The organism is Streptococcus sp. HSISS3 (genome assembly GCF_000448605.1).
GTDB classification, from domain to species: Bacteria; Bacillota; Bacilli; order Lactobacillales; family Streptococcaceae; genus Streptococcus; species Streptococcus raffinosi.
On the sequence record NZ_CM002130.1, the window covers coordinates 147,922 to 168,314 of the forward strand.

At 40.4% G+C, this 20,393-nt stretch carries 17 protein-coding genes; all 17 read left to right on the forward strand.

Annotation, left to right across the window (positions count from 1 at the left end):
• The first annotated feature begins 96 nt into the window (after positions 1-96).
• The 17 genes from HSISS3_RS00805 (at position 97) to HSISS3_RS00885 (ending at position 20,259) form a co-directional block, all read left to right on the forward strand.
• Positions 97-540, forward strand: coding sequence for a zinc-dependent MarR family transcriptional regulator (locus tag HSISS3_RS00805; protein ID WP_021144930.1), 444 nt, complete (start codon positions 97-99; stop codon positions 538-540).
• A 1-nt stretch (position 541) separates the two neighbouring features.
• A complete protein-coding gene (locus tag HSISS3_RS00810) occupies positions 542-1,249 on the forward strand; it encodes a metal ABC transporter ATP-binding protein (protein ID WP_004183815.1) in 708 nt (235 codons plus the stop codon).
• The gene (locus HSISS3_RS00815; protein WP_021151370.1) at positions 1,242-2,054 is read left to right on the forward strand and encodes a metal ABC transporter permease; all 813 of its coding nucleotides are present in this window, start codon (positions 1,242-1,244) and stop codon (positions 2,052-2,054) included. Before HSISS3_RS00810 ends, HSISS3_RS00815 begins: the two co-directional genes overlap by 8 nt.
• Before the next feature lie 159 nt (positions 2,055-2,213).
• Positions 2,214-3,152 (forward strand): AEC family transporter, encoded by a 939-nt coding sequence (locus HSISS3_RS00820; RefSeq protein WP_021151371.1) that lies wholly within the window; start codon positions 2,214-2,216, stop codon positions 3,150-3,152.
• 151 nt (positions 3,153-3,303) lie between these two features.
• Positions 3,304-5,490: a PTS transporter subunit IIBC gene (locus tag HSISS3_RS00825; protein WP_021151372.1), complete on the forward strand. Its 2,187-nt coding sequence runs from the start codon at positions 3,304-3,306 to the stop codon at positions 5,488-5,490.
• 97 nt (positions 5,491-5,587) lie between these two features.
• Positions 5,588-6,403 (forward strand): endonuclease/exonuclease/phosphatase family protein, encoded by an 816-nt coding sequence (locus tag HSISS3_RS00830; RefSeq protein WP_021151373.1) that lies wholly within the window; start codon positions 5,588-5,590, stop codon positions 6,401-6,403.
• Between the two features lie 103 nt (positions 6,404-6,506).
• Positions 6,507-7,856 carry a glucose-6-phosphate isomerase gene (locus tag HSISS3_RS00835; protein WP_021151374.1) on the forward strand — a complete coding sequence of 450 codons (1,350 nt, stop codon included), beginning with the start codon at positions 6,507-6,509 and terminating at the stop codon, positions 7,854-7,856.
• A gap of 191 nt (positions 7,857-8,047) precedes the next feature.
• Positions 8,048-8,920 carry a helix-turn-helix domain-containing protein gene (locus tag HSISS3_RS00840; protein ID WP_021151375.1) on the forward strand — a complete coding sequence of 291 codons (873 nt, stop codon included), beginning with the start codon at positions 8,048-8,050 and terminating at the stop codon, positions 8,918-8,920.
• A gap of 153 nt (positions 8,921-9,073) precedes the next feature.
• Positions 9,074-10,651 (forward strand): ATP-binding cassette domain-containing protein, encoded by a 1,578-nt coding sequence (locus HSISS3_RS00845; RefSeq protein WP_021151376.1) that lies wholly within the window; start codon positions 9,074-9,076, stop codon positions 10,649-10,651.
• Between the two features lie 159 nt (positions 10,652-10,810).
• Positions 10,811-11,527, forward strand: coding sequence for a YebC/PmpR family DNA-binding transcriptional regulator (locus HSISS3_RS00850; RefSeq protein ID WP_021144941.1), 717 nt, complete (start codon positions 10,811-10,813; stop codon positions 11,525-11,527).
• A gap of 125 nt (positions 11,528-11,652) precedes the next feature.
• Positions 11,653-11,991, forward strand: coding sequence for a preprotein translocase subunit YajC (locus tag HSISS3_RS00855; protein ID WP_004183800.1), 339 nt, complete (start codon positions 11,653-11,655; stop codon positions 11,989-11,991).
• 191 nt (positions 11,992-12,182) lie between these two features.
• Complete coding sequence (locus HSISS3_RS00860; protein ID WP_051176034.1) at positions 12,183-12,887, forward strand: isoprenyl transferase; 705 nt, start codon at positions 12,183-12,185, stop codon at positions 12,885-12,887.
• Between the two features lie 12 nt (positions 12,888-12,899).
• Complete coding sequence (locus HSISS3_RS00865; RefSeq protein WP_021144944.1) at positions 12,900-13,694, forward strand: phosphatidate cytidylyltransferase; 795 nt, start codon at positions 12,900-12,902, stop codon at positions 13,692-13,694.
• A gap of 16 nt (positions 13,695-13,710) precedes the next feature.
• A complete protein-coding gene (gene rseP / locus HSISS3_RS00870; protein WP_021151377.1) occupies positions 13,711-14,973 on the forward strand; it encodes an RIP metalloprotease RseP in 1,263 nt (420 codons plus the stop codon).
• Between the two features lie 73 nt (positions 14,974-15,046).
• Positions 15,047-16,909, forward strand: coding sequence for a proline--tRNA ligase (locus HSISS3_RS00875; RefSeq protein ID WP_134954270.1), 1,863 nt, complete (start codon positions 15,047-15,049; stop codon positions 16,907-16,909).
• Between the two features lie 606 nt (positions 16,910-17,515).
• Entirely contained in the window at positions 17,516-19,456 is a 1,941-nt protein-coding gene (locus tag HSISS3_RS00880) for an ABC transporter substrate binding protein (RefSeq protein WP_021151378.1), read from the forward strand.
• Entirely contained in the window at positions 19,456-20,259 is an 804-nt protein-coding gene (locus tag HSISS3_RS00885; RefSeq protein ID WP_021151379.1) for an ABC transporter ATP-binding protein, read from the forward strand. The genes HSISS3_RS00880 and HSISS3_RS00885 overlap by 1 nt, the downstream gene beginning before the upstream one ends.
• The last annotated feature ends 134 nt before the right edge of the window (positions 20,260-20,393 follow it).

Below are 20,393 nucleotides of genomic sequence, written 5' to 3' on the forward strand. Positions count from 1 at the left end.
AATAGTATTGATAGAGTTTTTCCATTTTTTTCGTCCTCCCTTGCAAAACCTCTGTAATTTCGATATAATTAACTGGTTAAGTAAATGGAGAAAGCAATGCTAGAACTAGAAGAACAAGTCAATCAATTGATTAATCAAATCGTGCTCAAGTCTGAAAATCAGCATGAGCTCCTTATTGGGCAGTGCCGTAGTCAAGTTAAATTGACTAATACTCAGGAACATATTCTGATGCTTTTGGCTGAGGGTCGCAAGACCAATTCGGAGCTGGCAAAGACCTTAAATGTCAGTCAGGCTGCTGTTACTAAGGCTGTTAAGACCTTGGTCAAGGAAGGAATGTTGGAGGCCAAGAAGGATAAGGATGATGGACGGGTGACCTACTTTGTCCTGACACAAGAGGCTCAACCCATTGCCCAGGAGCATGAGGAACACCACCAAGAAACGTTAGGCGTCTATCGCTCTGTATTGGAGCAGTTTGATAGTAAAGAACGTCAGATTATAGGGCGTTTCTTGACGAAATTAGAAGAAAAAATCGAGGAATAAGATGCGTTATATTACAGTTGAAGGACTGAGCTTCCAGTATGATGCGGAGCCCGTTCTGGATAATATTCACTATCACTTGGACTCTGGAGAGTTTGTGACCTTGACTGGGGAAAATGGTGCTGCCAAATCAACGCTTATCAAGGCAACCCTGGGTATTCTCAAACCTAAGAAGGGGACTGTGACGATTTCTGATACTAACAAAGATGGCAAGAAGCTTCGAATGGCCTATCTACCACAACAAATTGCCAGCTTTAATGCAGGATTCCCAAGTACCGTTTATGAGTTTGTCAAGTCAGGTCGTTACCCCCATCAGGGATGGTTCCGTCGTTTGAACAAACATGACTTAGAGCATGTTCAACGTGCTCTAGAATCTGTTGGTATGTGGGAAAATCGTCACAAGCAGATTGGACATCTCTCAGGTGGGCAAAAGCAACGTGCCGTCATTGCTCGTATTTTCGCTTCAGATCCAGATATTTTTGTCTTGGATGAACCAACGACAGGGATGGATGCAGGAACAGCCAATACCTTCTATGAACTTATGCACCACTCAGCTCATAAGCATGGTAAGTCTGTCTTGATGATTACCCATGACCCAGAAGAGGTCAAGGAATACACGGACCGTAATATCCATCTGGTTCGTAATCAGAAATTGCCTTGGCGTTGTTTTAACGTCCATGAAAAAGATGGAGAGGGGCACAAACATGATTAGTGAATTATTAACCTATGATTTTATGCAGCGTGCTATTCTCGCCGTCATCGCTATCAGTATCTTTTCACCTATTTTGGGACTCTTTTTGATTCTTCGTCGTCAGAGCTTGATGAGTGATACCTTGAGTCACGTTTCTTTAGCTGGGGTGGCTGTGGGAATTTTCTTGGGGCAATCAACTACTTGGACCACCTTGCTGGTTGTGGTGATTGCTGCTCTAGTCCTAGAGTATCTAAGGGTTAGTTACAAGCACTATATGGAGATTTCAACGGCTATCCTTATGTCTATGGGCTTGGCTGTAGCCTTGATTATCAGTAGCAAGGCGGGTAGCAGTAGCATGAGCTTAGATAGCTATCTCTTTGGATCTATTATCACCATTAGCTCCGAACAGGTGCGTGCCCTCTTTGTGATTGCGGCGATTGTACTGGTCTTGACCTTATTCTTTATTCGTCCTATGTATCTTTTGACCTTTGACGAGGATACTGCTCATGTCGATGGCTTACCAGTACGTCTTATGTCTCTCCTCTTCAATATCGTAACCGGAGTAGCCATTGCTTTGATGATTCCAGCAGCAGGATCGCTCTTGGTTTCTACTATTATGATTCTTCCAGCAGCGATCGGCATGAAAATCGGTCAAACCTTCAAATCCGTGATTTTTTGGGCCATTGGTATTGGATTGGTCGGTATGCTCTCTGGTATCTTCATTTCCTATTATTGGGAAACGCCAGCAAGTGCGACCATCACACTGATCTTCATTGCTTTCTTTGGACTGGTATCAATCTTTGAACCCCTTTTAAAAGCAGAATAAATAGAAGAAAAGAGCTTGAGAAATCAAGTTCTTTTTGTGATATACTAAAGTAGTTTTTGAGATATTGTTTGAAAAAGGCGTTAAATGTGGTCAAACAAATCCATTGGCTATTTGTTAATGTCTATCATTCCCTCATAAAAATAATAAAAAGGAGAAAACATGGAAATCTTTTTAACAAGTATATCTGGAATCCTAGTCATCTTGGGTATGATTTTAGTGGGCTTCGTCATGGGTGAAAAGGGCTGGTTTGATGACAAGTCGCGTGGTTTAATCGCTAAGTTGGTTACTCAAATTGCTTTGCCCTGCTATATGCTTTATACCATCACGCAACGTTTCACAGCGGCTGACCTCCTAAAAATGTTGCCAGATTTACGTTTTCCAGCGCTATCTATGGTTATCTTACTTGGTATTGCGACAGCCGTGGCTAGGATTTTTGCCGTGAGACAGGACCGCCGTGGCCTCTTTATTTCCATGTTTTTTAATTCCAATACGATTTTCGTGGGGCTTCCCATCAATCAGGCCCTTTTTGGAGATGCTAGTATTCCCTATGTTTTGATCTATTACATGTGTAATACGACCTTTTTCTGGACCTTGGGGACCTATCTCATCCAGCGTGATGGTGAAGGAGAAGCTGAGTTTGACCTAAAAACAAGCTTGAAAAAGGTGTTTTCACCTCCTTTGATGGGCTTTATGCTGGGGCTTCTTATCGTTATTCTACATATTAAGTTCCCCGCTTTTCTAGCCAGTGATTTGCAGTATCTAGGTAGTTTAACCACTCCCTTATCTATGATATTTATTGGTTTGTCGGTCTCCAATGCAGGTGTGAAGCAACTGACTCTTAAAAAGGATCAAGTCTTAATTCTGCTTGGTCGCTTTGTGGTTGCCCCACTTTTGATGGCTGCCATCGTTTATTGGTCACCCTTACCAACTTTGATGAAGCAAGTCTTTATCATCCAGTCCGCTATGCCTGTTATGACCAATGCACCTGTGGTTGCCAAACTCTACGGAGCAGATAGTGATTACGCTGCAGTCATGGTGACGGAGACAACACTTGCAACCATGGTGGTGATTCCTATTCTCATGGTTTTGATGGCTTAATACGTATCAAAAGCCCCGGTTTTACTGGGGTTTTAACTTTTTTTAAAAAAATCAAAAAAAGTTAAGGAAAGCGCTTTACAAATCAGTAAAAGATGCTATAATAATTACATAAGGTATGCAAACGTTTGCATCAAAAGTAGGAGGAAATGAAATGAATAAGCTAAAAGAAAAATTTGGCTTTGAGTTCTGGCAGAAATTCGGTAAAGCCCTCATGGTTGTTATCGCGGTTATGCCAGCAGCAGGTCTTATGATCTCTATCGGTAAAACGATTGCCATGATTAATCCAAACGTGGCACCACTCGTTATTACAGGTGGATTTCTTGAGCAAATTGGTTGGGGGGTTATCGGTAACCTTCACATCTTGTTTGCCCTTGCCATTGGTGGTAGTTGGGCTAAGGAACGTGCAGGAGGTGCTTTTGCAGCAGGTCTTGCCTTTATCCTGATTAACCGCATGACTGGTTCAATCTTTGGTGTCACTTCGGATATTCTTGCTGATAAAGCTGCTACAGTCCACACCGTTTTTGGTCAATCAATCAAGGTATCTGATTACTTCATCAGTGTTATGGAAGCTCCAGCCCTTAACATGGGTGTGTTCGTAGGTATCATCTCTGGTTTCATCGGAGCTACTGCCTTCAATAAATACTATAACTTCCGTAAATTGCCAGAAGCTTTGTCATTCTTCAATGGTAAACGTTTCGTACCATTCGTAGTCATTCTTCGTTCAGCTATTGCAGCTATCGTTCTTGCCATTGTATGGCCAGTTATCCAATCTGGAATCAACGGTTTTGGTATGTGGATTGCCAACTCAAAAGAAACTGCTCCAATTTTGGCACCGTTCTTGTTCGGTACATTGGAACGTCTTCTCTTGCCATTTGGTCTTCACCACATGTTGACTATCCCAATTAACTACACTCAATTGGGTGGTACTTATGAAGTCTTGACTGGTGCTGCAAAAGGTACTAAAGTTTTGGGTCAAGACCCACTCTGGCTCGCATGGGTTACTGACCTTGCTAACCTTAAAGGTGCTCACCCAGATCAATACAAACACCTTCTTGAAGCCTACACACCAGCTCGTTTCAAAGTTGGTCAAATGATTGGTTCATTTGGTATCTTGATGGGTATGGTCGTAGCTATCTATCGTAACGTTGACGATGATAAGAAACATCAGTACAAAGGTATGTTGACTGCCACTGCGCTTGCAACATTCTTGACAGGGGTAACAGAGCCTATCGAGTATATGTTCATGTTCGTGGCTACTCCACTTTACATCATTTACGCATTTGTACAAGGTGCTGCCTTTGCAATGGCTGATATCGTTCACCTCCGTGTTCACTCATTCGGTTCTATCGAATTCTTGACACGTACACCACTCGCTATTAACGCTGGTTTGGCGATGGATATCGTTAACTTCATTTGGGTAACTGTACTCTTTGGTGTTATCATGTTCTTCATCGCTAACTTCATGATTAAGAAATTTGATTACGCAACACCAGGACGTAACGGTAACTATGAACAAAACGATGATGCTCCTGCAGAATCTGCTGGATCAGCAGGTGCTGGAACAAGCTCAGCAAGTTCACAAGTTATCAACATTATCAACCTTCTTGGTGGACGAGCTAACATCGTCGATGTTGACGCATGTATGACTCGTCTCCGTGTTACTGTTAAAGACGCTGAAAAAGTCGGAACTGAAGCTCAATGGAAAGCTGAAGGCGCTATGGGTCTTGTTATGAAAGGTCAAGGTGTCCAAGCTATCTACGGTCCTAAAGCTGACGTATTGAAATCTGATATCCAAGATGTACTTGATTCAGGTGAAGTTATCCCTGAAACACTTCCAAGTCAAATGACTGCTGTTCAAAAAGCAGAAGCTAAATTCAAAGGTGTTACTGATGAAGTGCATTCAGTCGCTGATGGTCAAGTTATCAATATCGAAGATGTTAAAGACCCAGTATTCTCACAAAAAATGATGGGTGACGGTTTCGCTGTAGAACCAGAAAACGGTAAAATCGTTTCACCAGTAGCTGGTAAAGTGACAAGTATCTTCCCAACTAAACACGCTCTTGGTTTGGTAACTGACAATGGTCTTGAAGTTTTGGTTCACATCGGACTTGACACTGTTAGTCTTGAAGGTAAACCATTCGACGTTAAAGTTACTGAAGGTCAAACAGTTGCTGCAGGTGATCTCTTGGTTGAAGCAAACCTTGATGCTATCCGTGAAGCAGGTCGTGCAACATCTACAGTTGTTGTCTTTACAAATGCAGATGCAATTAAATCAGTTAAAGTAGAACATACAGGTAAATTGGCTGCTAACGCTCCAGTTGCAAAAGTAGAACTTTAATTTGCTAAACGATAAACAAGCAGACAGCCCTTGGGCTGTTTTGTTTGTAAATGACCCTATGTCATTTCTAGATGCAAGTCAGAAGAGGGATAAACTTATGAAATTTCTAACTTTAAATACTCACAGTTGGATGGAAGAAGATGCAGAAGGAAAGTTCCAAACCTTAAAGGAACAAATCCTAAAGGCTCAGTATGATATTATTTGCTTCCAGGAAGTTAACCAAGAAATAGAGACTTCTGTTGTAGACACGGATGCTTACTATCATGCACTTCCATCAGCAACACCAATCCACCAAGATCACTTTGTCCGTCTTCTTGTGGAAAAGTTAGCTGAAGAAGGGCTTCAATACCATTGGACTTGGGCCTACAATCACATTGGTTATGATCACCTTAATGAGGGGGTTGCCGTCTTGTCACGTCAACCATTGACAGCGAGCGAAATCTTGGTTTCAGATGTTGATGATCCAACTGACTACCATACACGCCGTGTAGCAGTTGCTGAAACTACTGTAGATGGCCGAGAAGTTGCTGTTGCTAGTGTTCACCTTTCATGGTGGGACAAAGGTTTCCAAGAAGAGTGGGCACGTATTGAGGAACGTTTCAAAGCTATTGGGAAACCGCTCATCCTAGCAGGTGACTTTAATAACCCAGCAGGTCGCGAAGGGCATCAAGCCATCTTGGCTAGCTCGCTCAATCTTCAAGATAGTTTTGAAGTAGCTAAAGAAACAACTGGTAGCTATACAGTTGGACCAGGTATCGATGGCTGGAAGGGCAATGAAGAGCCTTTACGTATCGATTATGTCTTTGCTAGCCAAGATTGGACAGTCAACCGACTTAGTGTCATTTTTGACGGCAATAATCAACCTTTGGTAAGTGACCACTACGGTCTTGAAGCAGAATTAACATTTAAGTAGAAACTGTATCCTATTATGACCTAATAAGGGTAAAAAACATTGTCAAAAGACAAATAAAAGAGTAAACTAGAAGCTATAATTGAATTTTTATAAGGAGAGACTAATGGCTCATATTACATTTGATTATTCAAAAGTTTTGGATAAATTTGTAGCACCACACGAAGTGGACAACCTTCAAGCACAAGTAACAGTAGCAGACGAAATGATTCGCAAAGGAACTGGCCCAGGGGCAGACTTCCTTGGATGGCGTGACCTTCCAGAAAACTACGATCGTGAAGAATTTGATCGTATCTTGAAAGCTGCTGAAAAAATCAAAGAAGAAAGCGATGTTTTGGTTGTTATCGGTATCGGTGGTTCTTACCTTGGTGCCAAAGCAGCCATTGACTTCTTGAATCATCACTTTGCTAACCTTCAAACAAAAGAAGAACGCAAAGCACCACAAATCGTTTACGCTGGTAACTCAATTTCATCAACTTATCTTGCAGACTTGCTTGAGTATGTTGAAGATAAAGACTTCTCAGTTAACGTTATCTCTAAATCAGGTACAACAACTGAACCAGCTATCGCTTTCCGTGTTTTCAAGGAACTCCTTGTTAAGAAATACGGTCAAGAAGAAGCAAACAAACGTATCTACGCAACAACTGACCGCCAAAAAGGTGCAGTTAAAGTTGAAGCAGATGCTAATGGTTGGGAAACTTTCGTTGTTCCAGATGACATCGGTGGACGTTTCTCAGTATTGACAGCTGTAGGTCTCTTGCCAATCGCAGCTTCAGGTGCTGATATCAAAGCCCTTATGGAAGGTGCTAACGCTGCACGTAAAGAGTATTCTTCATCTAAAATCTCTGAAAACGAAGCTTACCAATACGCTGCACTTCGTAACATCCTTTACCGTAAAGGTTACACAACTGAAATCTTGGCTAACTACGAACCATCACTTCAATACTTCTCAGAATGGTGGAAACAATTGGCTGGTGAATCTGAAGGTAAAGACCAAAGAGGTATCTACCCAACATCAGCAAACTTCTCAACAGACTTGCACTCTCTTGGACAATTTATCCAAGAAGGTACACGTAACCTCTTTGAGACAGTTGTTCGTGTGGAAAAACCACGTAAGAACGTGATTATTCCTGAATTGGAAGAAGACCTTGATGGACTTGGTTACCTCCAAGGTAAAGATGTTGACTTTGTTAACAAAAAAGCAACAGACGGTGTTCTTCTTGCTCACACAGATGGTGACGTGCCAAATATGTTCATCACTATCCCTGAACAAGATGCCTTTACATTGGGTTACATCATCTACTTCTTTGAAATTGCGATTGCTCTTTCAGGATACTTGAATGCTGTTAATCCATTTAACCAACCAGGTGTAGAAGCTTACAAGAAAAACATGTTTGCTCTTCTTGGAAAACCAGGATTTGAAGAACTTGGAGCAGAACTTAACGCTCGCTTGTAATTATCAGATAAGATCAGCTTTGGCTGGTCTTTTTTTATCCATTTGTAGGCTAAAACTCTCCATTAATTATTTCTTGTAGGTTAATTTACGATTTTTGTTTTAAACATGTTTGAACCGGCTAGTTGGGTTTTATGACTCTTTAATTTAGGGATGATTGTTGCTATAATTAATTCATCATAGGAGGATGGATTATGATTGGACCTACGGAAATGGGTGCTTTATTGAAAAAAATTCGTTTATCAAAGAATTTAACATTGAAAGAACTTGCTAGTGATTATTTATCAGTATCTTTCCTATCCAAGTTTGAACGTGGAGAATCTGATATCTCATTATCTAGATTTTTTCTTTTGTTAGATAAGTTGGATGTCAGTATTGAAGAGTTCTATGGCATTTTATATCAAGATAATCCAACTCATACCGAAAAGTTATTAGAAAATGCTAGTAAGGCGTATTATCAAAACGATGTTTTATTGTTACAGAAGTATGCAGGAGAAGAGCGTCATAAATTTGAGCTCACACAAGAAAAATCATTTCTCTATAACAGTATTATGCTAGAATCTTTTTCGGCAAGTGTTTCCAATAAAGAAGTTGATGAAAATAAGATAAGGGAGTTAACAGACTATCTTTTTAGCATTGAACAATGGGGAAAAAGAGAGTTAATCATATTCGGAAATAGTATGTCATTTATTTCCACCCAGACACTTAATATTTTGACCAAGGAGATAGTGTATAGAACTAGCCTTTTTGGAAATAGCGACTCAAATCAAAGAGTTCGACTTAGTCTTCTCATTAATGCAGCTTATGAATTTTTACGACGTGATGAATTAGATTCTGCGAAATACTATTTAGATTTAGTCAATGATATTGGAATTCCTGAGGTTTTATTATATGAAAGACATGAGTTGATATTTGTAATGGGGTTCTACTTGATAAAGTCGGGTGAAGTTGCTGAAGGAAGAAATCTAATTGAGGGGTGTTTAGAAACACTTAGAAATTTAGGTGCAGAAAAGTTATTGCTTATGAAGGATGCGGAGTATCAAGAGTTGCTGAATTCCACTATATGACAATTTTATAGAATGAGCAAAAAAATAGGATAAACTAAGACCATAGTACAACATCACTATGGTTTTTAAATTTCAATGGATACAAGGTATTCCAATGTCTTCGATTTATCCAACTAGCTATATACTAAGGTGATGTAGATTGTGAGGAAGTCTATGAGAACCCATATTCTTAAATACAAGTATGAAAACTTAGTTCATATCTTACTGTTAGCGCTGAATGCCGCTATTTTTGTGAGTGCTTCGGTTACTTTAGCTTTAATGACTAATCAGCTGGTATCAAAGCAAATCCAATCTTTTTTGGCCTTATTAGGTCTGGAGGTAGGACTTTACGTTATTTATTTAGTTTTGAATTATATTATCACAGTTCATCAGGCAAAATTAATTCAGAAGATGTCTTTGGTGATTCGGCAATCTTATCTTAGTAAAATTACTCATCATTCTTTTAGTGAATTCAGAAAGATTGATATTGGAGAACATCTCTCAGTATTAAATAATGATATTCAATTGATTGAATCGAACGGCTTTACAAGTATTTATATCCTTTGTTCAACGGTTTTTACTACCTTATTTTCGATTATCGCCTTATTAAGTTATGATGTAAGGATTGTTCTGTTAGTCATTTTATTAACTTTGTGCCTGACTTATCTTCCTAAACCATTTGCCACTAAAATGCAGAAAGCAATGGAGAGATTTTCCAAAGCGAATGAGGAACTTGTCTCAGGAATAAGTGACCAGTTATATGGATATGCAGATGTTTATTACGCCAGTCGTAAACATATTTTTCTTAGACAAGTGAAATCTATTGTTGAGGACTATATTTCCCAGAAAATCATTTATACAAAAAGGAGCACTAGTACAGAGACTCTGATGTCCTTGTTTTCAGTCATCGCTCAGATGTTGATACTACTCTTAACCGGTTTGTTAATTATTTTTGGGAATATTGCTGTAGGTACCATTGCTTCTGTGGGTCAGATTTCAGGTAACATATTTAACTCTCTATCAACTATTAATCAGCTACAAGTAACCATTAAGTCTGTTGAACCTATCTTAAGAAAATTCGAAGATTATCCTACGGTCTCAAAGTCTGACCTACCTATTTTTCAGGATATTAATTTTGAGAATGTGCGTTATTCTTTTGGAGAAAATGCTATTATTAAGGGATTCACTCAAACCTTTAAAGAGGGAGGTAAATACGCTATTACTGGATGCTCAGGTAGTGGGAAGTCAACCCTGATTAATTTGCTCCTAGGAAATCTTAAAGATTATGAAGGAAAAATCTTGTTTGGAAAATTGGAGTCAAAAGAGATTGATGAGAATTCAATCGTGTCTTCATGTGCCTATGTTGGGAGTCAAACCCATATTTATAATGACACCTTGAGGAATAATCTAACTCTTTGGAATGATGCTATTACTGATACGCACATCAAGGAAGCTCTTGAAAGAGTTAATCTTTTATCTTTCCTAAGTCGTATAGATGAGCAAGTAAATGATGGAAGCTTTTCGGAGGGACAAAAACAAAGAATAGGTCTTATAAGAGCATTCTTAAAAGGAAGTTCAGTTGTGATTTTTGATGAAGCTACTGCAAATCTTGACCATGATAATGCTACTCGTATTGAGTACCAATTATTAAGTGATCCCGATATCACTTTTATCACGGTTACCCACCATCTTATAAAGGGAAATGAACTATATTTTGATAAGATTGTTCGTTTGGGAGAGAGTGATGAGTAGATGTTTTGTAAGCTAAGTGGTTCGTCTTTATTTCAATTTTACTAACGGCAGTCAAAGTGCTATAATGTAAGGGATTGTGAATTTAGCGTGTTTTGCTATTTTCAAAAAAGAAAAAACAAATCAGAGATGTCAGAACATCTCTTAGAAGAGGTGAATCCCATGGGACGTAAATGGGCTAATATCGTTGCTAAGAAAACTGCTAAAGATGGTGCTAACTCAAAGGTTTACGCTAAGTTTGGTGTTGAAATCTATGTAGCTGCTAAACAAGGTGAACCAGATCCAGAATCAAACTCAGCTTTGAAATTCGTTTTGGAACGTGCTAAACAAGCACAAGTGCCAAAACACGTTATTGATAAGGCCATTGATAAAGCCAAAGGTAACACAGATGAAACTTTCGTTGAGGGGCGTTATGAAGGATTTGGGCCTAATGGTTCTATGATCATCGTAGATACTTTGACTTCAAACGTTAACCGCACAGCTGCCAATGTACGTACTGCCTTTGGTAAAAACGGTGGTAACATGGGTGCTTCAGGTTCAGTATCATACATGTTCGATAAAAAAGGTGTTATTGTATTTGCTGGCGAAGATGCAGACGCTATCTTTGAGCAGTTGCTTGAAGCAGATGTAGACGTTGAAGATGTAGAAGCAGAAGATGGAACAATTACTGTTTACACAGAACCAACAGACCTTCACAAAGCTTTGGAAGCTCTCCGTGCTAATGGTCAAGAGGAATTCCAAGTCACTGAACTTGAAATGATTCCACAATCTGAAGTTACTCTCGAAGGTGAAGACCTTGAGGTCTTTGAAGGACTCGTTGATGCACTTGAAGCAGATGACGATGTTCAAAAAGTTTATCATAACGTAGCAGACTTGTAATGTGATTAAACACTTTCCTCAGAATGGAAAGTGTTTTTATGTGATTTGTCTAAAGATTTGCCTTGCTTGTCCTGCTTTAATCTGATATAGTAGTAGCCAAGTGAATTATTGGAGGAACACGAAATATGAAAATAATACCTATTCTTGCTATTTATGTGATTGCATTTATTGCTTACATCGCTTATAGCCGTCGTCGTCAGGCAAAAGCTCAAGAAGACCGCTTTTCAGGTCTTGCTAAAGGTGCTGAAGTTGAAACAATTGGTGGTTTAATTGCTATCGTTGATGAGGTTGATAAAGAAAATAATCGTATCGTTTTGGATGCTGAAGGTGTTTTCTTGACCTTCGATTTGAGCCGTTCAATCATGAAAGTGATTACGCCTGCACCAAGTTTAGAAAAAACAGAAACTAGTGAAGAGACTGTCATTGAAGAAGATTCAGCCATTGAGTCTTCTGATGAAAAGTAAGTTGTGAAGTTATAATTCCAATTCAGAGGTTGGCGACTTTTGTTCCAGCCTCTTTTTACGTTTTCTAATCTCCCTAGTGTTAAAAACTGTTCAGAACCCCTAAAAATATGGTAAAATAAAGGGTAAACTATATTTAGAGGATATTCCATGTTTAAATTTGAAAAAAATCTCATCAAGAGGTTCTAGACAAGATTCCTAACCATATTGGTATTATTATGGATGGGAACGGCCGTTGGGCTAAAAAGCGTCTGCAACCACGTGTGATGGGTCATAAGGCTGGGATGGATGCTTTGCAAAAGGTAACCATCGAAGCGTCACAACTTGGAGTCAAGGTGTTGACGGTTTATGCCTTTTCAACGGAGAACTGGTCACGCCCACAAGATGAAGTAAAATTCATCATGAATTTGCCAGTTGAATTTTTTAACAAATATGTACCAGAATTAGACAAAAACAATGTTCGTATTTTGACGATTGGGGATAATAGTCGTCTACCTAAGGAAACTTTGGAGGCTCTTGAAAAGGCGGTTGAGCAGACTAAACATAATTCAGGTCTGGTTCTTAACTTTGCGCTTAATTATGGTGGCCGTGCGGAGATTGTGTCTGCTGTTCAAGCCATTGCTAAAGAAGTTGAAGCAGGTAAACTTAGTTCTGAGGCTATTGATGAAGATCTTATTGCAAAGCATTTGATGACGGATAAGTTGCCGTACCTCTACCGTGATCCGGATTTGATTATTCGTACGAGTGGGGAGCTTCGTCTAAGTAATTTCTTACCTTGGCAGTCTGCCTACAGTGAGTTCTACTTCACAGATGTTTTCTGGCCAGATTTTGACCAGAAAGGGCTACGCCAAGCCATCTCTGACTACAATAAACGTCACCGTCGCTTCGGTGGTGTCTAGAAAGGACCTCTCATGCAAGAACGTTTAATTGGTGGGGGTGTGGCAGCAGCCATTTTCCTCCCATTGCTCTTTATCGGTGGTCTTCCTTTCCAGCTTTTGGTTGGGGCTATGGCCATGGTTGCAGTGTCTGAGATGCTTCGTATGAAGCACTTGGAGATTTTCTCTATCGAAGGTATTTTGTCTATGTTGGCAGCCTTTATTTTGGCAGTGCCGATTGACCATTACTTTGTCAGTCTTCCGACAAATGCCAGTGTGACAGGCTTTGCTATTATTTCTTTTTTGATTTTAGCAGGGATTGTCCTTAATAGCGACCACTATTCTTTTGACGATGCAGCCTATCCGATCGCATCTGCCTTTTATGTTGGTTTCGGTTTCCAAAATCTTATTGCGGCACGTTTGGATAGTTGGGAAAAAGTTCTTTTTGCGCTTTTCATTGTTTGGGCGACAGATATTGGAGCCTACCTCTTTGGGCGTCAATTTGGTCAGAATAAGTTATTGCCAAAAGTATCACCAAACAAAACCATTGAAGGTAGTGTTGGTGGTATCTTATCAGCAATCATTGTAGCACTTGTTTTTGGTTTGATTAACCATGGAGTCTATGCTCCACACAACTTCTTCTGGTTGCTTATCTGTACGATTCTCTTTAGTATTTTCGGTCAATTTGGTGATTTGGTGGAATCAGCTATTAAACGTCATTTCGGCGTTAAAGACTCAGGAAATCTCATTCCTGGGCACGGTGGTATTTTGGACCGTTGTGATAGCTGGATTGTCGTTTTCCCAATTATGCACTTCCTAGGACTTTTTTAAGGGTGGTGGTGTCTAAATGAAAGCTATTATTACTTTTTTACTGATTTTCTGTGTAATTGTCGTCTTCCATGAATTTGGTCATTTCTTCTTTGCCAAACGCTCGGGCATTCTGGTTCGTGAATTTGCCATCGGAATGGGACCGAAAATCTTTGCCCACACTGGTAAGGATGGTACCGTTTATACTGTTCGTATCCTCCCCTTGGGTGGTTATGTCCGTATGGCTGGTTGGGGTGAAGATACAACTGAGATTAAGACGGGTAGCCCTGCCAGTCTAACGATTGGGACTGATGGTAAGGTAAGGCGTATTAATCTTTCTAATCGTCAGGTTGACCAGACGGCTTTGCCTATGAATGTCACTGCCTATGATTTAGAAGATAAGTTGACCATTACTGGTCTAGTTCTAGATGAAACCAAGACTTATGACGTTGACCATGATGCTACTATTGTTGAGGAAGATGGTACAGAACTTCGTATCGCTCCAAAGGACGTCCAATATCAAAATGCTAGCATTTGGGGACGTTTAATAACCAACTTTGCTGGTCCTATGAATAACTTCATTCTTGGAGTGCTTGTTTTTATTATCTTAGCCTTTGTTCAAGGAGGTGTCCACGACACATCAACCAACCGTATTCAAGTGGCAGATGGTGGTGCTGCTCAGGTGGCAGGCTTGAAAAATGGAGATGCCATTGAGGCTATCAATAAGGACAAGGTTACGGATTGGGATAGTTTAAAAGCAGCTTTGACAAGTAATACTCAAAAATTCTCCAAAGGTGACAGCCTTTCTGTGACAGTTAAGAGAAGTAGTGGTCAGGAAGAAACAGTTTCTATTAAACCGAAGGAGAGCCAAGGTAGCTATCTTTTGGGTGTCTCTCCTGCCTTAAAGACAGGTCTTAAAGATAAGATTTTTGGTGGTTTCCAAATGGCTTGGGAAGGGACAACAACCATTCTTGTGGCGCTGAAGGGCCTTATTACCCACTTTAGTTTGAACAAGCTCGGTGGACCTGTTGCCATCTTCCAGATGTCTGCTCAAGCTTCTGAAAATGGGTTGGTTGATATTCTCAATCTTATGGGAATGCTCTCTATTAACTTGGGAATTTTCAATCTTATTCCAATTCCAGCCCTTGACGGTGGTAAAATTGTCATGAACCTTATTGAAGCCATTCGTCGTAAACCCCTTAATCAAGAAATTGAAAGCTATATCACACTTGCAGGTGTTGCGGTCATGGTCGTCCTCATGATTGCAGTCACTTGGAATGATATTATACGTGCTTTCTTTTAATTAGAAACAAAAAATGAAATGAAAGGAAGTCTAAGGGACTTGACCCAAGGGCCAGCTCCTTAGTATGTAAATGATGAAACAAAGTAAAATGTTGATTCCAACACTTCGTGAAATGCCAAGTGATGCTCAAGTTATCAGTCATGCCCTTATGGTACGTGCGGGTTACGTGCGTCAGGTCTCTGCTGGTATTTACGCTTATATGCCATTAGCAAATCGTGCTATTGAAAAATTCAAAGCGATCATGCGCGAGGAATTTGAAAAAATCGGTGCGGTTGAAATGTTGGCGCCAGCGCTTTTGACAGCAGATTTGTGGCGTGAATCAGGCCGTTATGAAACCTATGGTGAAGACCTGTATAAATTGAAAAACCGTGATAAATCTGACTTTATCTTAGGTCCAACTCATGAAGAAACGTTCACAGCCTTGGTTCGTGATGCGGTTAAATCATACAAGCAATTGCCACTTAACCTCTACCAAATCCAATCTAAATATCGTGATGAAAAACGTCCACGTAACGGTCTTCTCCGTACACGTGAGTTTATCATGAAAGATGGCTATAGTTTCCACCAAAACTATGAAGATTTGGATGTCACTTATGAAGACTACCGTAAGGCCTATGAGGCTATCTTCACACGTGCTGGTCTTGAATTTAAGGGTATCATCGGTGACGGTGGTGCCATGGGTGGTAAGGATTCTCAAGAATTCATGGCGGTTACTCCTGAGCGTACAGACCTTGATCGTTGGGTCGTTCTTGACAAGTCAATCGCTTCATTAGATGAAATCCCAGAAGATGTCATGGAAGACATCAAGCATGAATTGACATCATGGTTGGTATCAGGTGAAGATACGATTGCTTACTCTACAGAATCAAGCTATGCCGCTAACCTTGAGATGGCAACAAATGCCTACACACCAGCGACCAAGGTTGTGACGCAAGAAGAAGTGACTCGTGTTGAAACACCAAATTGCAAGTCAATTGATGAAGTTGCTGCTTTCTTGAATGTTCCAGAAGAACAAACTATCAAGACCTTACTCTTTGTGGCGGATGATGAGCCTGTAGTGGCCCTCCTCGTGGGTAATGATCATGTTAATGATGTGAAGTTGAAGAACTTCCTTGCAGCGGACTTCCTTGAACCAGCTACAGAAGACGAGGCTCGTCAAGTCTTTGGTGCTAACTTTGGTTCTCTTGGTCCGGTCAACCTTCCTGACGATATTCGTATCATTGCCGACCGTAAGGTTCAAGATGTGGCTAATGCTGTCGCTGGAGCTAACGAAGATGGCTACCACTTGACAGGAGTTAACCCAGAGCGTGACTTCAAGGCGGAATACGTGGATATTCGAGAAGTCAAAGAAGGTGAGATTTCTCCAGACGGTCAAGGAGTTCTTAAGTTTGCGCGTGGTATTGAAATCGGCCATATCTTCAAACTTGGTACGCGTTACTCAGAAAGTATGGGGGCTAATGTTCTTGACGAAAATGGTCGTGCAGTTCCAATTATCATGGGATGTTACGGTATCGGTGTTAGCCGTATCTTATCAGCGGTTATCGAGCAACATGCACGTCTCTTTGTTAACAAGACTCCAAAAGGTCAATACCGTTATGCTTGGGGTATTAATTTCCCTAAAGAATTGGCGCCTTATGATGTTCACTTGATTACGGTTAACACTAAAGACGAGGAAGCAACTGCCTTGACAGAACGTTTGGAAGCTGCTCTTATGGCTGAAGGTTATGATGTCTTGACAGATGATCGTAACGAACGTGTCGGTTCTAAGTTCTCTGATAGTGACCTCATCGGACTTCCAATCCGTGTGACAGTTGGTAAAAAAGCCAGCGAAGGTGTTGTTGAAGTTAAAATTAAGGCAACTGGTGATACTATTGAAGTTAACGCAGATAACTTGATTGAAACACTCGCTATCTTGACAACAGAACAAAATGCTTAATCTTTAAAAAATCTTTTCTTGCAGGAGCAGGAAGAGATTTTTTGTCTTAAGTGTAAATATGGTTAAGAAAGGAGAAGGAGACAAATTCCAATTTGACAGAATTGTCTAAATAGTGTAAACTTAAAACTATCTTAACTACGGAGGCATCACATGCTTAATAAAGCGACCCATTTGGGAAATCTTAAAGCTTTTTATTACTTTAGTTTCTTTAGATAGGACGTTTGTGTTTCAGGATACAAGCGTCAGTCAGTTTGTATCTATGAAGCTAAAGCATTTTGTGGTGGATTAGCCGATTAGATGAATAGGTCTAACCGGTGACATAAGCTAGCTTATGCTAGTCAAGATGCAGAAAACCAGTTGGGCCTGTCCTAGCTGGTTTTTCCATGCCGTGGTCTATTTTTGATATCTCTTTTTACCACACGCATTTTCTATATCTTGGTTACTTGTCGCTGAGATGTAAAGCGTGCCAGTGTTTACTTGATGGATGACTTGGGAAAGTGCTTCCTTGAAGTAAACAATGAAACGACGAAGACGCATGTTTGTAGTCTGACCGCTTCAGAAAAAGGAATCGAAAATAGATAGAATAAAAAAATAGAGGTATACAAGATGAAGAAATTCTTGGTCAGTATGATGGCTGTTCTCACAGCTGTCCTCTTGGTTGCATGTTCCAATGTTTCTAACAAAAAAATGGTTCACGTTGGTGTTCTCCAATATGTGGAGCACCCGTCCTTGTCAGCAGCACGTAAGGGGTTCATTGAAGAACTCAAAAAGGAAGGCTATGTCGATGGTAAGAACATCAAGATTGATTATCAAAATGCGCAAGGAGATCAGTCTAACTTACAGACGATTTCTCAATCGCTCATTGAAGATAACGATCTCATGTTGGCTATCGCAACCCCTGCGGCCCAGTCTTTGAGTAGTTTGACAAAGGATAAACCCATTCTCTTTACAGCTGTTACGGATCCAGTCTCAGCTAAGTTGGTTAAGTCTATGGACAATGTTGGTAGCAATGTCACCGGAACGAGTGATATGTCACCTATCAATAAACAAGTTGAATTATTGAAAAAGGTCCTTCCGAACACTAAAAAAGTTGGGATTATGTACACGACTAGTGAGCGTAATTCAGAAGTTCAGGTTGAAGAAGCCAAGAAATACTTCAAGAAAGCTGGTATAGAGACAGTTGTTAAGGGAATTTCATCAACCAATGATATCCAAGATACAGCCAAGAGCTTAATGAGTCAGACAGAAGTTATCTTTATCCCGACTGACAATACCATTGTTAGTGCAATCAATACCTTGGTCGACCTTTCGAAGGAGACGAAGATACCAGTTGTCGGTGGTGATGCTGGAAGTGTTGAAAAAGGTGTTCTCTTTACCTACGGAACGAACTATGAAGCACTTGGTCGCCAAACCGGTAAGTTGGCAGGTCGTGTTATCCGAGGTGAGAAAATCAAGGATGTAGATGCCGAATATCCTAAGACCTTGAATGTTGTGATTAACCATGACATGGCCAAGGAACTCGGTATTGATATGTCTAGTATTAGTGATGAGGAATCTAATTCTGCAATGAAAGATGACAAACCTATCGCTAAAAAAGACAAGGGTGTCATCAAGCTTCAAGTGAAGAAATCATCTAAAAATGGTTTATCGAATGTGGTGTTGACAGCTATTTCTCAAGGTCTTCTCTGGGCCATTATGGCCATTGGGGTGTTCATTACCTTCCGTATCTTGGACCTTGCTGATTTGACAGCTGAAGGGGCTTTCCCACTTGGTGCTGCGACAACAACTATCATGATTATCCGTGGGATTAACCCAATCTTTGCGACTATTGGTGGTTTTGTAGCTGGTATGTTTGCAGGAGCTGTTTCTGGATTTATGCATACCAAAATGAAAATACCGGCTCTCTTAACGGGGATCATCACCTTGACCGGTCTCTATTCAGTTAACCTTTTGGTTCTTGGTAGCGCCAACGTCTCTCTTGCAGGGCATAACACGCTCGTGACCATGGTTATGGGGCTTGGTTTGTCTAAGTTAAATGGTGTCATTCTACTCGGGCTTATCTTTGTTAGCCTAGTCGTGCTCATGTTGGTTGTTCTTCTCAATACGCAGGTTGGTCTAGCTCTTCGTGCGACCGGTGATAACCTTGCTATGGGTGAAGCCAATGGTATCAAGGTAGACCGTATGAAAATTCTTGGCTACATGATTTCTAATGGATTGATTGCCCTCTCAGGTGCCCTCTTAGCCCAAAATAATGGCTATGCAGATATGAACATGGGTACTGGTACAATCGTAAACGGCTTGGCTGCTATCATCCTGGCTGAAGTTATTGTTAAGTACTTACCACTTGGCAAACGTCTCTGGTCAATTGTCCTAGGTGCTGTTCTCTATCGTTTGGTTTTGGTTATCATCCTTGCTATGAACGTTGACGCACAGATGTTGAAATTGGCCTCAGCTATCTTGCTTTCTATCATTCTTTATGTACCTGAAGTGCGAGGAAAATTGAAAATCAAGCCCAATAAATCATTGACTCCAGGAGGTGACAAGTAATGGCTTTGCTTAGTTTACAAAAGATTCATAAAACATTTGAAAAAGGGACAGTCAATGAAAATCACGTCCTACGTGGTTTGGATCTTGACATCGAACAAGGAGATTTTATCTCTGTTATCGGAGGAAATGGTGCTGGTAAATCAACCTTGATGAATTCCATCGCTGGTGTCCTCAGCATTGATGAGGGAGATATCTTATTAGAAGGGCAGTCTATTAAGAAAGCATCTGTAGATGTGCGTTCTAAGGATATTAGCCGTGTCTTCCAAGACCCTCGAATGGGGACAGCGACCAACCTTTCTATCGAAGAAAATATGGCGATTGCCTACCGTCGTGGTAAGAAACGTAGCTTCTTTAAAAAGTCAATCACCGAAAGTGAACGCCAACTTTTCAAGAAAGCCTTGGTAGACCTTGGTCTTGGTCTTGAGAATCGTATGAAGACCGATGCCAATTTCTTGTCAGGTGGTCAACGCCAGGCTTTAACACTTGCTATGGCAACCCTAGTCCGTCCAAAGATTTTGCTCTTAGATGAACATACTGCGGCGCTAGATCCTAAGACAAGTGACATGGTCATGCATCTAACTCGCAAGATTGTCGAAGAACAAGAGTTAACGACCCTCATGATTACCCATAATATGGAACATGCCATCGAATATGGAAATCGTCTAGTTATGCTCTATCATGGTAAGATCGTAGTAGATGTGCGTGGTGAAGAAAAGAAAAACCTCACTGTGGCAGAACTTATGGATCTCTTCCATAAAAATAGTGGACAGGTCCTCAATGACGACGCCTTGGTACTTGGTTAAGAGATTAGAAAAGAAACTATCCAAAGTTTATGTTTTGGGTAGTTTTTTCTTGACTATTTTTGACCAAGTGCTAAAATGAATATATAGATTAGCACTCATCGTGTATGAGTGCTAAAAACAACGTTTAAAACGTT

What these genes read in the sequence shown, in the direction of transcription:
- HSISS3_RS00815 (WP_021151370.1), top strand. Translation starts at nt 1,242, where the DNA reads ATGATTAGTGAATTATTAACCTATGATTTTATGCAGCGTGCTATTCTC.
- HSISS3_RS00835 (WP_021151374.1), top strand. Translation starts at nt 6,507, where the DNA reads ATGGCTCATATTACATTTGATTATTCAAAAGTTTTGGATAAATTTGTA.
- HSISS3_RS00875 (WP_134954270.1), top strand. Translation starts at nt 15,047, where the DNA reads ATGAAACAAAGTAAAATGTTGATTCCAACACTTCGTGAAATGCCAAGT.
- HSISS3_RS00840 (WP_021151375.1), top strand. Translation starts at nt 8,048, where the DNA reads ATGATTGGACCTACGGAAATGGGTGCTTTATTGAAAAAAATTCGTTTA.
- HSISS3_RS00820 (WP_021151371.1), top strand. Translation starts at nt 2,214, where the DNA reads ATGGAAATCTTTTTAACAAGTATATCTGGAATCCTAGTCATCTTGGGT.
- HSISS3_RS00865 (WP_021144944.1), top strand. Translation starts at nt 12,900, where the DNA reads ATGCAAGAACGTTTAATTGGTGGGGGTGTGGCAGCAGCCATTTTCCTC.
- HSISS3_RS00825 (WP_021151372.1), top strand. Translation starts at nt 3,304, where the DNA reads ATGAATAAGCTAAAAGAAAAATTTGGCTTTGAGTTCTGGCAGAAATTC.
- HSISS3_RS00810 (WP_004183815.1), top strand. Translation starts at nt 542, where the DNA reads ATGCGTTATATTACAGTTGAAGGACTGAGCTTCCAGTATGATGCGGAG.
- HSISS3_RS00845 (WP_021151376.1), top strand. Translation starts at nt 9,074, where the DNA reads ATGAGAACCCATATTCTTAAATACAAGTATGAAAACTTAGTTCATATC.
- HSISS3_RS00855 (WP_004183800.1), top strand. Translation starts at nt 11,653, where the DNA reads ATGAAAATAATACCTATTCTTGCTATTTATGTGATTGCATTTATTGCT.
- HSISS3_RS00880 (WP_021151378.1), top strand. Translation starts at nt 17,516, where the DNA reads ATGAAGAAATTCTTGGTCAGTATGATGGCTGTTCTCACAGCTGTCCTC.
- rseP (WP_021151377.1), top strand. Translation starts at nt 13,711, where the DNA reads ATGAAAGCTATTATTACTTTTTTACTGATTTTCTGTGTAATTGTCGTC.
- HSISS3_RS00805 (WP_021144930.1), top strand. Translation starts at nt 97, where the DNA reads ATGCTAGAACTAGAAGAACAAGTCAATCAATTGATTAATCAAATCGTG.
- HSISS3_RS00850 (WP_021144941.1), top strand. Translation starts at nt 10,811, where the DNA reads ATGGGACGTAAATGGGCTAATATCGTTGCTAAGAAAACTGCTAAAGAT.
- HSISS3_RS00885 (WP_021151379.1), top strand. Translation starts at nt 19,456, where the DNA reads ATGGCTTTGCTTAGTTTACAAAAGATTCATAAAACATTTGAAAAAGGG.
- HSISS3_RS00830 (WP_021151373.1), top strand. Translation starts at nt 5,588, where the DNA reads ATGAAATTTCTAACTTTAAATACTCACAGTTGGATGGAAGAAGATGCA.